Source organism: Pseudarthrobacter sp. NPDC092419 (assembly GCF_044755045.1).
GTDB lineage: Bacteria > Actinomycetota > Actinomycetes > Actinomycetales > Micrococcaceae > Arthrobacter.
On sequence record NZ_JBIVQF010000001.1, the window covers coordinates 475,843 to 491,607 of the forward strand.

Annotated in this window: 4 protein-coding genes; all 4 read right to left on the bottom strand. The window is 62.2% G+C overall.

The features are described from left to right. Window positions 1-40: 40 nt before the first annotated feature. The 4 genes from ACIQC0_RS02175 to ACIQC0_RS02190 all read right to left on the bottom strand — a co-directional run bounded on the left by ACIQC0_RS02175 (window position 41) and on the right by ACIQC0_RS02190 (window position 15,765). Window positions 41-2,428 carry a HelD family protein gene (locus tag ACIQC0_RS02175; protein WP_400532369.1) on the bottom strand — a complete coding sequence of 796 codons (2,388 nt, stop codon included), beginning with the start codon at window positions 2,426-2,428 and terminating at the stop codon, window positions 41-43. A gap of 163 nt (window positions 2,429-2,591) precedes the next feature. Next, window positions 2,592-4,811, bottom strand: coding sequence for a 3'-5' exonuclease (locus tag ACIQC0_RS02180; protein ID WP_400532370.1), 2,220 nt, complete (start codon window positions 4,809-4,811; stop codon window positions 2,592-2,594). Next, window positions 4,811-11,173 carry a DEAD/DEAH box helicase gene (locus ACIQC0_RS02185; protein WP_400532371.1) on the bottom strand — a complete coding sequence of 2,121 codons (6,363 nt, stop codon included), beginning with the start codon at window positions 11,171-11,173 and terminating at the stop codon, window positions 4,811-4,813. Before ACIQC0_RS02185 ends, ACIQC0_RS02180 begins: the two co-directional genes overlap by 1 nt. Beyond that, window positions 11,173-15,765, bottom strand: coding sequence for an Eco57I restriction-modification methylase domain-containing protein (locus tag ACIQC0_RS02190; protein WP_400532373.1), 4,593 nt, complete (start codon window positions 15,763-15,765; stop codon window positions 11,173-11,175). Before ACIQC0_RS02190 ends, ACIQC0_RS02185 begins: the two co-directional genes overlap by 1 nt.

A 15,765-nucleotide genomic window follows, 5' to 3' on the forward strand; every position in this document is an offset into this window, starting at 1 on the left:
TGGCTGGAGCCTCAATTTTGAGTCAAGTTCTGCCGAGTATTCACTCCTCCGAAGCGATGCGGGCCAGCTCTTCGACGACAGCTGGAACCAACTTGGGCGGCACATTATCCCGCAGCTGGGATGCGAAGAACTTGGCCCAATGCTCAGCCATCGCCTGCTGCATTCCATCCAGGCGAGACATCTCCGTCCCCACAAAATGTTCCGGGGCAGCGCCAACAGTAAGGGATGGGACGACGTCGGAGACCAGGTTACGAAGGGCGATAGTAGATGCGGCATCCGGAGTAGCGGAGTCGGCTCCCGGAGCTGGATCACTCAAGATCTTCACGTCAGCTTTGGATGGCTGTCGCGGCTGTTCAACGTCAACTGCCATTGGTGGCTCAGGCTTGTCCGAACCACCAAGAATCGGCGGCAACGAGCCCGAGGGATAAATCACGTCCAGATGAGTAGTTGTACGTGTTAGTGCGATGTACAACATCCGTTCGCCATGCGGCATGGCCAGGATTCCCGCCGGATCAACCACCAGGACGGCGTCGAACTCGAGCCCCTTGGCATCCTCAGGCGTAACAAGATTGATGGCGGTGGACAGCTCACCTTCGCTTGATTCGCTCCACTGCAGATCATCACTTCGGAATGCGGTTCTAAGCTGCGGCCACAAGTATGTCGGGGCGATCACGCCGACAAAGCGGCCCCGTCCACTGTGGGTGAATACGGAGCGCGATACCTCGAGGGCCAGTTCCTCCCGGTGGGCGCCAACGAATCGGGGCTCGTAGTCAACTTCCCTCAAGATGCGCGGAGGGGTTATTGAAGGTGCAGCTGACTTGAGCAGCGGCAGGGCGACGTCAAAGACCTGCTTCGGTACCCGGTAGCCGTGCTCAAGCTCCACCACGCGGGTGCCCGTGCTGTCCGCTGTGCCCTCACTGAGAATCTGCGCCACGTCGTCCCAGGAATCGCGTGAGTACGGCCCGGTCGACTGAGCTATGTCACCGACTACAGTCATCGATCCGTTTTTGGAACGTCTGCGTATCGCACGAAGCTGCATCTTGGAGAGGTCCTGTGCTTCATCAACCACAATGTGCCCGTATGTGCGGGGTGACTCGCGCATTAGCGCCTGCGCCTCATCGAGCAGGGCGAGGTCGGCGACAGTCCAAGCCTCATCTCCTACTTTGTCGGATTGCTGCCGGTACAGCAGCTCGATCTCTTCCGACGTCAGGTGCCCGTAGGCAGCCCGCTTGAGTCGTTCCTTAGAGCCAAGGAGTTCCCGCAGAAATTGCTGGGGAGTTATCTGCGGCCAGATTTTTTCGACTTCCGCTTCCAGAGCCCGTACATCGAGAAATTGTTCCGGGGCAACCTGACGGATGTTGCCAAGCAAAGGGGCACACAGCTCGACGAGCCGCTGCCTAAAGCGACGGCGGCCGTCAGCAAATGTCTCGAACTGCATGTTACTCAAGACATCGGCGACGGTATTTGCAGGGATAGAAACAGTAAGGACTGTATTTCGTCGTTGAATTCGTACATCCGCGGCCGGAACTCGGATGCGTTGCTTCAGCCCGTTTTTCAAGACCTGGCTCATACGTGCCGAGCCCTTAACCTTCGCCGTCTCAGTTGAGTCTTCCCCGCTGATACGCACGTCGTTGGACAAGAGGTTCTGCAATGCTTGCTGGACGACGTCATCATCTCCAAGATCGGGCAAAACCCTTCGAATGTATTTCGTGAAGGTCGGATTGGGCCCGACGACAAGTACATCCTCTGGCGGCAATTCGTCCTGATAGTTAAACAGAAGCCATGAAACACGATGAAGGGCCACCGCCGTCTTGCCAGTGCCGGGACCACCTTGTATGACAAGGAGCTGGTCCGGCTCCGCGCGCACGAGCTTGTCTTGAGCCGCCTGGATCGTCTTGACGATATCCGTCATCTCGGAGCCGCGCTTACGACTCAAAGCCTGCAGTAGGGCGTCCCCCGTATAGGTGTGCTCGTCGAGCTCGCTAACGGCTTCGGCCAAAGCTTTGAAGACGATGTCTTCGAAATCGAGAATCTTGTTCGCTGGCGCGTCGAACACCCGCTTGCTGCGCAGCCCCATGGGGTCTTGTATAGAGGCCTGATTCGCTACCGCCGCGGCTGGGGCCTGCCAGTTGACGACCAGGAGATTCTTGTCCTCATCGAAGATGGCAACCTTACCGATATACAGTTTGTCGCCGTCTTCAAAGTCAATGCGCGAAAGTGCAATCGGGTCATCAGGGGAGGCAACCCTGCGTTTCTCCATGGCGCGTTTATAGGCACGCCGTTCAACTGCTGAACCCGAGGAAGCCGTGGCCAGGGACCACGCTGCATCCTGGCTGTCACGGTATTGCTTCGCTCGATCGAAATAGGACTGCTCCCGTTGAAGTTCAGCCGCCTTAGAGAGAGATCCGACGCCGGCGTCTACACCCACTATTGCCCCCAGTTTTGTCGGCCCCTATGGGCCGTTTTAGCTCAGTCACAATAATGTAGCTGGAACGGCCGACAATTCTAGAAAGCCATGCGTCGTGAGCAGGTAAATTCGCAACGTAAAGGCCCCACGATTCCACTCCCCTGGTTCAGTAGCGGTGCCCCGTCTAGGAACTAACCCCAAGCAGTTCCGATGGCTTCCCGCTCCACGAGACCACCAGTTCATCCCGCGCCCGAGTCGCAGCAACATATAGCAATGACCGCTCCTGCAACAGGGCATCAGACTTCTCGGCGTCGCCGAGGTTTTTGAGCGCCCACTGCAAAGGCATGTTCGCCTCCCCCACGCCGAAAAGGATGATTTTGGAGAACTCCATTCCCTTTGCCCGGTGCATGGTCATCACAACGGGCTCGCCGGGATGTGCCTCTTTATCACCGGAGACTTTTTGGGCAGAGACTCCGCGCTCAAGCAGGCCGCTGACGACGAAGTCCACCTGCTTGCCCGAGCGCACAAGTACGCCGATGGTTTCCGGTGCGAATTCTGGATCGGCCGTCCACGCCTTGACCCAGTCAGCAGCGTTATCGAGCTCCTTGGAGAGCGACTCCTTGCCCTCGAGCTGGGGGTGTGGCCCGCTTCTGGCTGACCGATAGTCTGCGGACTCCTCTGCGGTGTCCTCAATGTCAGTGAACGGAATTCCGGAGAGAAGCCCGACGGCGAAAGCGAGGTTCTGGGCCGTCGTCCGGTAGTTGAGCGTCAGACGCCGTGAGCGCCCCACGATTTGGATGCCGAACCGGCTGAGGGGCACCTTCTGCCCATAGATCCGCTGGTGGGAGTCCTCCGCAATGAACAAGTCGTTGGCACCAGGCGCCACCAGTGCACGCAGCAGGAGCCAGTGGCCAGCGTGAAAATCTTGAGCCTCATCAACAATGACGTGGTCGAAGGGGCGGTCGCCTCCCCCAGCGGCCCGGTGATCAAGGACCGCAGCGGCCAGTGCTGCGAGTTCGGGGTAGCTCACGGCTCCCTTGCTCCGGCAGATTCGCCGATACGCCTCAATGACCTTCCAAACCTCGATCCGTTTCATTCGGTTCAAGGCCGTGCCGCGACCTCCTCTCGGAACGGTCAGGTACCCGTCCCTGTCGGTGACTGAATTAGCAAGGACGATCGACAGGTACTCCTGCCCGAGGAATATGGGGTTCGCCAGAGCGGGCTCGAGCTTGTGCTCCACTTGCTCGAGGGCCTCAGCCCATTCCTTGTCATTCGATCTGCTCGTCGCCGTGGCATCGGCAGTCCCCAGCACAGCAACAAAAGCGCCTGTTTGTTCTTCCGATGTCGCCTTTGACCAGACCTGGGCAGCGACGGAGTCGATGCCGGCTACAGTCACCGGGGCTTCACCGAGCTTGTCGCTCTGTTTCAGCCCCGGATCCAGGCGCCCCACGTTTTGCGCCAGACTCTCGGCCAGCGTCTTGGTGAATGTGGTCAGCAGGATGCGTGAGTCCGGGTACCGGTCCGCCAAGTGTTTGGCGCGATGGATCGCCACCACAGTCTTGCCCGTACCCGCCCCGCCGGAAAGCCGAAATGCTCCGTTGCGGTCCTTGACCGCGTACTGGGCTTGGGCCGGGTGCAGGAATACGAGCCAGTCCTGAAAGCTCTCGTTGTTGATGACGTACTCGAGGTCTTCGGACCCCTCGGCGTACGTGAACTCAAGCTTCGAGGCAGGGTGCTTGAGTGCTTCGGCAAGCTTCTCATCCTCGGACTTCGTTGGATCATCGACGTAGTCGCCAATCCCCAGGCCTTCTCTGACGTCCGGAAGTGACTTTCCTGCCTCAAGGTCAATGAGGGCAAGACCCTGCCATTCCGGGACTGCCTCGTCGGTGACCACCAGTTCGAACGCTTCCACAGAAGCTGCACCGATCGCAGCTGCGCCTGTCCGTTCGGGGATGCCCAGCTCCTCAAGGAGGTACGACGGCGTGTACCCGGCCTTTTGGAGGCCGTTCTCATATGCGGGACCCGTGGCTGCAGGGGGAACTACGGCGGCCGGCTGAGGGGGCGCTGATCCCTCTGCCGGTGCACTGATGAGTTCCGCAATACCGCTGACCGGGTTGACGGTCAGGATGCTTGTCTGCGCCTTTTTAATCGCCTCATCGTGGTTGAAGGTGCCCGCATAGACGTAGTGCGGTTCAGTCCCAGCATTCAGCTTAAATAGCACCGCCCGGAACTGCTGGTCAACGCGGCCTGTGCGCGCCCGCGAGTCCTTGTAGGTTTTCATCGGCTCGATGTGGAGGCCAGGCGAAGTGTCGTCTTCCTGAAGCTTGTAGAGGAAGTCCAGGACCTTGCCCCTGAGCGATCCGTCGACCTTGTTGGCCCCCTTCATCAGGGTTACCGATGCCATCAGTCGTTCTCCTTCAACTTAAATGCTTTCAAAACTTGTGCAGCATCGCCGGCCACAAGTGTCCAGCCTTCATACTCTCCCGCCGGATCGAAGACGACAGCCAGTTTGTGCTCCGGCCACGCAATGTCCATCGGTGTCCCATCGTCAAGCTCGTAACCGAGCTCCGGCAGCGGCAACTCGTCGACTTCGGCGAGCACTTCCAACAGTTTGCGCTCTGCAGGCGTCGCCATGTCGATAAGGTCCTGCCATTCCGGCCGGAGGTGCCCACCCAGTGCTCCCTGTTCCACGATGACCGGGACCGAGGGCATGGCCAGAGTGACCGCGCCGATGGCCGGGGCTGTCCGCCTGAATCCGAGAAGGTTGCTGAGACGCAGCCACTCGTGCCATACGTCCTTGTACCCCGGCTGCGCCACTGCTTCGTCCCGTCCATCAAGGACGAGCACGACGTCGGCGCTCACCATGAGTGGCGTCGTCAGGTTCGCGGCGCACCGGAGAGGGCCATCTGCGTACATCCATGCGCGCCCCACCCCCAAGTCGGGCGCCGCTACCGGGTCATCCAAGGTGGTTTGCACAAAGTCCGGAAGATTCACAACCGAACCCTTGAACGTGGTGCACTTGCCCAGCATGAGCATGGGGATGGCATCAGACAGGTCAGCCCATGCGTTGCTGTTTGGTTCCCGGATCCACTGCCACAGTTGGCTCATTGCGTCGGATTTAACGGCGGCGAGCAGCGCGGGCTGGAGCGGCCTCGTCCCGTTCTGCACGATGCCCGCCGCCTTGTCAGTGAACCACGGCGGGATCGACTGCCCGTCGCCGGAGAAGGTATCGATGTCCTCCCACGTGACCGCCCACGGGACTACACCAACCGCCCTAAGAGCCTCCCGCTTAGCGGCATCGTCGGCCACCCTGTTGTACTCAGGGGAAGCGTGAAAAATGTAGCCGTCGGTGTAGATTGCCACTTTGGGAATGTTCGGGTCTGCGGTCGTGAGTACGAAGTCAGGTCGCGTACCGTGAATGTCGACCTGGGGTTCGAGCCACCAGATGTGTTTGGCACCCGGCAGGCGGAACTCCACCTTGTCGGCGCGAAGACCGGGGGTGACCTTAACGTTGGCACCGACTGCGGTAAGCCTGTCCACGAGTGTCTTGCGGAACTTGACTTCGAGGTGTGATTCCAGGGCCGGTGCGGGCGGCGGCACCCTAGTGACGGTCCAGCCCTCGAAGGTGGGATCACCGTCGTCGGGAACTCCGTCATGCCCCGCCAGGATGCTGCGCAGGAGACGCTCCGCGGTCACGCGGGCCACCTTATCCACATTCCAGGGGGACGCGAAGGGAAGGAGGCAGCGATGGCAGGCGAGGCGTTCCTCGGCGCGGCAAGCGCAATTCCGCACCACATCCCATGCGGCCCGTAAGAGGTTCCATACCTTCTCCGGCTCGGCGAATTCGGCGAGGTAGCCAGTGCCGCCGGGGACTTTGTCGTGCAAGAGCAGAGAGACGGCGGTGCCGCCGTCGGCAGGCTCGTTGATCGGCACTGCGGCGATATGGTCCGGGGATCCACCAATCACTTCACGGAGGCCGAGGAGTAATGCAGCGGTCAGGCTGGGGAGGGCAAAATCATCCCCCAAGACACGGCCGGCCGGGAGGCGAAGGGCAACCCCCTGCGTCGCGAGAACACGTGCGAGCGCCACCTCGGCGACGTGCTCGTCACCGGACTTCCGGTACTTGCACCAGAAGCGGTGCTCATCAGGGTTGTTCGCACGCCCGGCGGAGTCCAGCTTGCCGCAGTACGAGCAGACACGGAACAGCGGCGCCTTGGACTCGTTGCCGGCGATGATCCGCGGGGCGGCGTTGGCAGAGGCTCGCCCCAGGTTGAGCCACCTGAGCTGTACCCGGTTCGCGTACTTGGCGCCGAACTCGAAATCATCGAGGAACCATTCCTCGGTGACATGCTCAGGATCGATATCCGCCGCGAGAACGGTGTTAAAGCGTTCTTTGACGCGCTGGTCGCTGCGATCGCCGATGGCCACCTCGTCGCGGCGCACCTCTGCTGAGACGTTTTTCATGACCACAACGTCGAATTGCTGGCTTACGTCGGCGATACCGCCGAGATGGCACCGGCCACACAACTTAACCGGACCTGCGGCGTCCACGTCGGTGTGTATCCACCCGCACTCCGGGCATGCCTGCCAGCACTGGATGTGGCTCTGCTGTGGGCCGAGGTCCACAGCGTCGATCTTTACCTCGAGGCCACGCGAGTAGAACGTGGCACCCGGGGCAAGCTCGTTGATCGCGATGGCAGCGCCGCGCTGCAGCGAGATCGTCTCGGTGACGTAGTCCTGGGTTTCGACTTCCTGCCAGGTCACACCGATGTCGAGATTCACCGAGTCGTCGAGGAGCGTGTAGTTCGGCAGCAGGCCGTACTTCTCGAGCACGGAGATCCAATATTCGTCGCGTAGGGCGAAGAGCTGTCCCCGCAGCATGCGCTGTGTGGCCTCGGCGGATTTGGGGGCACGCTTGTCCTCGTCCGTGGCGGCGTTGGACTCAGCCATGGCCCTAAGCTCGGGCATCGTTTTCTCGATATCGTCGATGCGGGCCTTGAGTTCGTCGCAGTCGTCGGCCCACAGCCTGGCGGCCCGGACCACGTGTTCGGCGAGCTCGCTCGAACCGTCAGCACGCGGGGCAGCCCATTCCCGGAGCCTAGCGGCGCTGGCGGGAGCGAGAAGATCCCCGAACTGGCCGAGGAACTCGCTGATATATTCCTCCGCTTTGGAGTGCGCTGTCTCGATCAGATCGCCAAGGAAGGTTCCCGGTCCATCCCCAGCGAGTGCGCCGGCGGCCTTGCGCGGGTGAGGACGGCCGGCGTCGCGCGCGAACCTGTCCACCAGGTGGGCGAGGTATTGCCTTTGCAGGATCTCCTCGGCGTCGAGAAATGTGGCAGGCGGGCGGACTTGCCCGTTGATCACAGACAGCGGGTCGTGGAGCTTGGGCAGGTGCTCACCCCGTCCACGCGCGTAGGCGAGGACGAGTGAGTTTCCAGTGAGGCGGCCGGCGCGCCCCACTCGCTGCAAGTAGGAAGAAACGGACGTGGGCAGGGAGGCTAGCATGACGCAGGAAAGGTCACCGATGTCGATGCCCATCTCGAGAGTAGGTGTCGCGACCAGTACGTTTGGCGCCTGCGGCGTCTGTACCGAGGCTTTGAATTCGTTCTCAGCGCGCACCCGCTCCTCATCAGGCAGCAGCGATGTATGCTCCTTGGCGACGACGCGCTTCGGCTCCCGCGCTCCGTACAGCTTGAGATAGAAGTTCTCCTCCTCGGGCTGGCGCGCGAGCCGGCCGGGGCATCGAATATATAGACAGTTCGCACCGTCGAGCTGGTCCACCACAGTCGCGGAACCGGGTGTAACCGCACGGCACACAGAGCACGCGAGGAAGTGGCGGCCGGCGCCGAGGCCCTCGCCCGTGGGTGCCTGAAGCAGGATTCGGTCGGTGGGAAGCGCAAAGATCGTGGCGCCGTCCTTGGCCTGCACCGTCTCGAGCACGCCTTGGCCGGCGAGCTGCCCGAATAGAGCCTTGGCCACAAAGGTGGCGTCCGCCTTCGGGATGTTGAGGCACAGCGAGGTCCATCGCGTGTACCAGCTCTGGGCCTGGGCTATTGGGTCCATGTAGCCGGAATCGCCGCCGCCGAGCCGCGGGAAGGCTGGCTTGGACCGCCCGGCAGGGAAGGCAGGCATACCCTCGCTGCGGCGTCGGCCGCCCCACACCTTCCAGCGCTGGGCCTTCTCCCCCGCCTCGACCATGTAGTCGTTCAGCCACTGGTGGCGGATGCCGCCCTGGGTGCGCACGCGTTCGACGACGCCGCGCACCCAGGCGAGCAGCGCGGCGTCGTCAGTGAACTGCCCCTCGAGGCCGAGGGTGTCGGGCGCCGCTCCGACCGCGGCGCGGGCGGCCGCGAGCATCGCGGCGGGCGATCCGGCGTCGGTCTCGGCGACAATGCTGCCGGTGAGCTCGAGGGTGCGGCCGAGGCGGGACTGGAGGCCGAACTCGAGGGAGGCGTCGAACAGGACGCGCTTCTCCGCGTTGCGTGTCGCGTTCCGGTTCTCCTGGGCGTGGGCTTCAGGATCCCAGTAGGCGCGGAACTGCGGCCTGTCGGCGTAGTCGGGGGCGATGAGCTGGTACTTGCGGACGGGAGTGGCAGCGTCTGCAAGTGCCCTGTCGACCAGCTGCTTGAGGGTGACGACTCCCCCGTCCGGTGCAGCAACTTCGAGCGCATTGCGGAAGGCGGCTCGCAGGGTGAGGATGTGCGAACGGGCTTGAACGAAGCCGGCACGGTGGGCGGCGTCCTGGACACTGTCGGTGAAGACGAGGGCCTTCTTCTCCCCCGAATCGAGGCCATCGGCGCCGAAGAGGTTTGAGATGCTCACGGAGAGCATGGTGGCGATGGCGCTGCCCAGGAAGCGGATGCCGTCCGCCGTTTGGCAGGCAGGGCAGACCTCGCGCTTGGAGTCGTCGTCCGCGTCCTGGCCCCGGAGCATGAGGACTGGGACGATGTGGCCCTCGTGGGCCTCGGCGGTGTCCTCGGCGGGCGGCTCGTGCAGGATGCTGCGGTTGACCGTATCGAGCCAGACAAGGCTGTCGGCGATCTCGCCCTTCTCGGCGCGGAGGGCGTCCTCGTTGGGGGCGTGGATTAGCGCGCGGAATCGCGGGTTGCCGGTGGCCTGCTCGCGGCGGATCTTCGAGTCGTCGTTCTCGAGGTCCGTGCCTGTGGGGCCAAGGACGGCGCCCCAGCCGGAGCGGCCGCAATGGCGGCAGAAGACTGCAGGAAGGTAGAGGGTCCGGTCGGTGTGGGGGCCGTCGTCGCCCCAGCGGTAATGGTGCTCACCGTCCACCGACTTGTCGAGGCGGGACAGCTCACGCACCCAGAGGTGCGTCTCAACGGAGATGGCGTTGCGGTTGGGTTCGGGGACCGCGCGAGCGTGGCTGAGGAGGGCCAGGAAGTGGGCCATAAACTCGGTGTGCCGCTCGGCGAGAGTAACGCGGCGGCGCGGGCCGCCTGAGTTGTTGAACCCGCCGAAGACGCGCTCGGCCAGGTCGGCGAGGACGACGGCGTCGCTGGCCTCGTGGAGCACTGCGCGGGTGAGCGGATGTTGGCGGATGGCGCCGAGGAGGTCCGCTGGCTGTTCGCCGAAGAGAAGCTGGGAGACATGCTCAATGATGACAGCGTTAGTGTCTTCGGCTCCCGAGCCGAAGACAGTCTCGATGGCCTTGCCGGTGTCCTCAATACCTTCGGCAACGCGGGCCATCTCAGCGGCCGGATCACCGGCCCAGGCCTCGCACCAAGCATCGATGCTGAGGCGGGACTCGGTAACGACAGCGTCGTCAGGGAAGGTTTCTCCAAAGACAGTCTGGGCAAAGCGGAGCATGGGCTTGGACTCGCCCTTCGCGCCGAGCGTGGCAGAGGTCGCGACGGGTGTGATGCGGCCGAGCGGGCGGGCCCGGTCCTCCTCGCTGGGTCCGTGGGGGATAGTGCTGAGGTCCTCCGGCCAGTGGCTCTTCAGGGTGAGGCCGAGGCGGCGCAGCAGCATGGCGACGTCGGTGCCCTGGGCGCCGTCGTAGGTGTGGAACTCATCGAGGACCACGTACTGCAAGGAGGTGGCGGACTGTTCCCAGATCGATGCGTCCTCGCTGCGGAGCAGGAGCATGTCCAGCATTTTGTAGTTGGTCAGGAGGATGTCCGGGGCCTCGCTGCGGAAGATCTCGCGTGTGTTGATGAGCCCGGCGGCGGAAACCTTCGTGTGCTTCTGACCGTCCCTCTGACCCGTGTAGATGCCGGCCGTGATGCCGCCAAGTTCGGGGTTGTCCGTCAGCAGACTGGCGAGGCGCTGCGCCTGGTCGTTGGCCAGGGCGTTCATTGGGTAGAGGATCAGCGCCTTCATGCCCGTGATGCCCGCGGCCTTGGCCCTAAGGACGTGGTCAATGATCGGGTACAGAAACGACTCGGTCTTGCCGGAACCCGTCCCGGTGGTAACCAGCGTCGGTTTCGGCCGCCGAAAAACGCCGTCCACGGTGCTTGAATCTGCCGAAACAGCTGGCTTTGACGTCAGTCTTTGAAAGGCCAGGGCCTGATGGCCGTATGGGGCAAAGCCCTTGTACCAGTCAAGGCAGTCGCGCCACCCGTCGGCCGCAGGCTCGAAAGGAAGCCTGAGTCGTACGAAGGGCCCCTTGAATATTCCGTCCTGTGAGTCCTCGAGGAATCCCTGCAGGCCGTTGCGCGCATCCCGATCCGTGAGGGCAAACGTTGTCGACAGGTAGTCAATCAGCCCAACCTGGAGTTCCTCGACCTGTTGCGTGGGCAGCAGGACTGCCATTAGCTCTTCTCCGCTAGGAGCTTCTCGAAGTGTGCATAGGCCTTCCGCATGTCCTCTTCACGGTCGTACGAGACAAACGGGAACTCGAAGACGTACTCCACTTGGCTCTGGGGATGCGTCCACGTGCGCTCTTCGAGGGTCAGATCTTCCCCGCGTGTCAGGAACAGACGAGCGATTTCCGCCGGGACTTTTCGCCCGAGCAGGTCATACAGATCCTTTCGCTCGTATCCATGCAGCACAGGGAATTGAGAACGGTATATGACGCATAGCTCGTCAACACCTATCCCGAAGACGAGCGCAATGGCGGCATCTAGCTCGACCGACAGAAGCCGCCGTTGGGAAGCCACACGAATAGGGCTCGAGCGGGTCCATTTTTCAGGCATGACAGCATTCCACAAGTCCGAGTAGGCCGAGGTCAGGCAGGTGAGACGAGCGCTTCGTTCAACTATCTCCTCGAAAAGAGGATGGTCCGCGGGGATCGCGGGAACTTGCCCGACTGCCGTGGCGCTGATCTCAGAACCCACGGAGGACCGAACCTGTAAGTCAGCGCCGATGAAGTTCATGGACGCAAGCACAGCGAGCAGCCGGCATGCGCTGTCGCCTCCGACGAACGCCGCTGCTCTCACTGCATGCACGTGGGCCGTACCGGGAGGGACAACAGATGCACGAAGAGTCCTCTCCCCGGTGGTGGCAGCCATTGACCGCCAGACGACCCGATAGGTCGAGCGAACGCTTACAGGTTCGGCTTGCTCACCCTGCCAGAAACCATAGTCCGAATCATATCGCCGACGATCCTCATCGGGCTGGTAACTGGTTCGGGGTATGAAGTCGTCAGGGAGGGCCTCCAGATCGATCTCAGTCCAGTCAAGGTTGTTCTTCATCGTCGGGTTGGGCTGCTTCGCGAACGGATTGGCCACAGTGAAGTGAGGGCCCTGCAGGATCACGTCTTCCCAAGACTCGGGCACGGCAGAACCGACCTCAAAGTAGCCCTTTTTGCGGTCCGTCGTCTCGTTCCAGCCGCTCGAGTACTGAAGCCCGAGCTCTCGGACACGTGGTGTCGAGCTCAGCTTCTCGAGTACAGAAGCGCTGGCACGGTTAACTGGATAGACCATTCGCGCCTGAATAGGAGGGGTACCGGAGTCGTCAACGATGTTTGCCCATACAGCAAGCACCGAGTTGTCAACGTGGATGATCCTTTCAGGATGTGGCCGAAGATCCCAGTTGCCTTCGTCATCCTTCAGCCCTGGCACTGGTCCAGTGCCATCGTGCGCAAGTGATCGCGCGACGGTGTCCGGGTGATACAGTGACGCCGCCATCTTAAATCTAGGGTTGTCTTGGCGGGGGCCGTAGACATGAACTCCGTACGAAACTAGGTGATGGATTTCGAAGAGCGACAGCTCATTTATAAACTGCCAGTGCTGCCGGAGCCGTCGGTATGCTTCCGCACGGAGCATCGCAGCTTTCTTCTCGGTGAAATGCGACTCAGGATGTATAAGTGTAACGACGCCTTTAGTGCTTACGGATTTCCAAGTTCGTTCCATGAATGAGCGATAGAGATCTGGTCGGAGGGCGGCAACTAGGGGATACATTCCGGCATCCGTGAGGTGCTCACGGAGCGCCGAGATAGATGCTGCCTGAGAGCACATAAATTCGCGCTGGTCACCGTCGGCAACTGCTAGTGCCCTCTTCATGCTGATTTCTGCTTGGGTCGATTTTTCAGCCAGCTGCCACCAAGGATCATGCTCGGCAAACGTTGCCTTTTCGTCCCAATCAGGCCTGACCCAGGGTGGATTTCCCACTTGTAGATCAAATCCTCCGCGCCGAAAGACGGAGGCGAAGTCCAGCTCCCAGTGGAAGAATCCCTGCTCTCGAGCCACTCGGTCGCATACAGTCAACCACTGATGCTCTGAGAGCAGATCCTTCACGTCCCTCGCCAATGCGAGCTGGAGATCAGCGTGCTCGGCATCATTCAGCTCATCCCAATTTGCCCCCGCGCTGAGTGCGTGCTGGCCCACCATCCGGGATTCCTTACCGGTTCGGCCGAGCAGGGCTTCTAGAGCGTCGAGCCACTGGTCGAGGCGCGGCGGGACGGCTCCCCTCGTGGCTTGATCCGTCAGCGGCCAGAACCATAACGCGTTCCAGGCATCCATCACGCGACGGAGGCGCTGGTAGGCACCGTTGGGGTCGTGGATTGCCTCTTCGATCTCGGCACGGGTGACCACGCGCGTTTTTCCGACAGGATTAGGCGCCGCGGGTTTGCCGAAATAGTCGATCTCCCGGCGCGCTTCCTGATCTGCAATCTCAAAGCGGCGCAACGTGAGCTTCCACAGCGATTCGACCCGCCGGGAAAGGTTGAGGAGGCGGTCGACTTGCTGCTTCGTCGGCTTCACTCGCAGGGACTTGCGCCACGCCCCGAGGGCCTTCTGCGCGTCGCCAGCGAGGTCTTTAACCTCCTTGGCGTCCGAGGCTGCACCCCAACCCTGAGCGGGGAGGAGGAAGTGGTGGACCCGTCCAACCACGGCGGGATCGTCGTCGTCCGTCCCCAGCCCAGCAACCAGCCCGGCAACGGGGGCGTCCTGCGGCGTCGAGGTGAGCCAGGACTTGTCCCTGATCTGGCCCACAGAGTATGTCGCACGGCGAGCCCCAACGAGCGAGTTGCCGCGGCGAAGCCGGAGGCCGAACCAGGGCGCTTGCAAACCTGCCACCATTGTGTCCAGCCACAGGGAGACCTCGGCGAGCTCGACGGCCGTCGCATTGAGGTCCACGCCGTGCACCTGGTGCAGGGCGATCTGCGCTTTTACCTTCTGCAGCTCGAGCGGGTACTCGTCGGCGGGGATGCGGACGTCGAGCTCCTTCTGCTTGCGCTCGAGGTACTCTGCCGCAAGCTGGCGCACGGCCTCAATGGCGAACGCTCCCGACCCAAGGGCGGGCTCGCAAACAGTGAGCGTGAGAATGTCGTCGGCAGGCGTCGTCGCACCGTCCTGATCGAGCAGCTCTTCGAGCGCCTGGGAGACGACAAACTTGGTCAGCACCTCGGGCGTGTAGTACGAGGCCGACTGCTGGCGTTCGCGCCCGGCAAGCCGAAAGACGAAGGTGCCTTTCTGGTGAAGGACGGGCTTGGGCTGCCCGGTGATCTCGTCCTGTGTCATGACAAAATGCTTGGCATCGATCTCCGCGGAGCGAGTCACGGGCACAACCCATGAGCCCTTCGACGAGTCGCCGTCCTTGGCAACCTCGTGCAGGTCCTCCTGCGCAATAAAGCCTGTGTAGGACATGAGACCCTCGTATACAGCCCCGAGCTGGTTGACGCCGAGCTCAGCGTAGGAGATGAAGCCGCGATCCTTGCCGCGGGTCTCCTTGCTCAGTAGGAGGTGCTCAAGGACTTTTTGGAGCGGGGCGTTGCCGAGCTTTACCCCGTCGATGTCCGCCGTCCGGGACGGCGAAAAGAGATCAGCTTCGAGGTTCTCGAAGGTCAGCGCGTCGTCGGCCTCCATTGGCCGGTGTCCCTTGTTCACCAGGGTGAAGAGGAGGTTGAGGGAATCGTAAAGATGAGTTCCGCGCTTGGCCTTTTCCGACGTGATCGGGTTGAGGACCAGCTCCCGGATTCGATCCAGGCCGTATCCCTGGTCGTACTGCTCGTCGCCGACGGGGATGACTCCCATCTCCGGCGAGGCCTCGGCGTAGAGCAGGAACAGGATCCGGTAGAGGAAGCGCAGGGACTGGCGCGCAAGCGACTGGCCGTCTACGTCGTCGTTTGACATCCCGGTTGCGGTGCGGCGCGTGAGGACGTCATTGGCGATGATTTCGATGGAGAGCCTAATGCCCTCACGGAGGTCCTTCGAGACGCCTACGGTGTGCTTGACCGAGGACTCGATGACGCCGTTCCACCAGATCTGCTCGTTCGCGTCCGGGTGGAGCGAGTCGCGCCCGAAGACGGCGAGGAAGCGGTCCAGCTCGCCTCCGCGCTTGGTGTCGTTCCGTTCGACGGCGAGCAGGGCGTCAGCAGCGAGGTAACGGCCTTCGGGCCACCGCTCGCGCTCGGTCAGGATGAGCCAGCGGCCGGCCATGAGGACGACGAACTGCGGGGCCTCGTCGGTCTGGTAAAGCTCGGAGATGAGCTTGCTGGCCGCGTAGTTCGCTTCCTTGTCGTCCACGAGAGGCTTCTGGAGGAGGTCGCCACGGTCCTTGGCGAGTGCGTCTTCGAGAGAGTCGGCAGGCTGGGCTTCAACGAAGAGGACGTCGTTGTTCGGGGTAGACCAGACGTTGTGGGCCAAGAGTTCGGCACCGCTTCGGTCGGCCTTGAACGTGGTGCTCGGGCCTTGGAAGCCGAGCGCTTGGCGCAGGTCCCGGTAGACGCGAGAGGCGTTACCGGGCTCCTCGGCGAGGGTGCCGATATCGATCTGAAGTTGGCCGCGTGCCTTCCGGAATCGGTCCATCGGGGACTCGTGGCCTTCTTTTGACGCGTCGTCCCATTGCTTGCGGAGCTTGAGGACCTCGGACTGGAAGGACTCGCCGGCCTTGGTGGCGTCCGTAGTGAAGAAGTGCTCGCTGACGAAGTCCTCGCCAACGACGAATGAATCGAACGAAGGCAT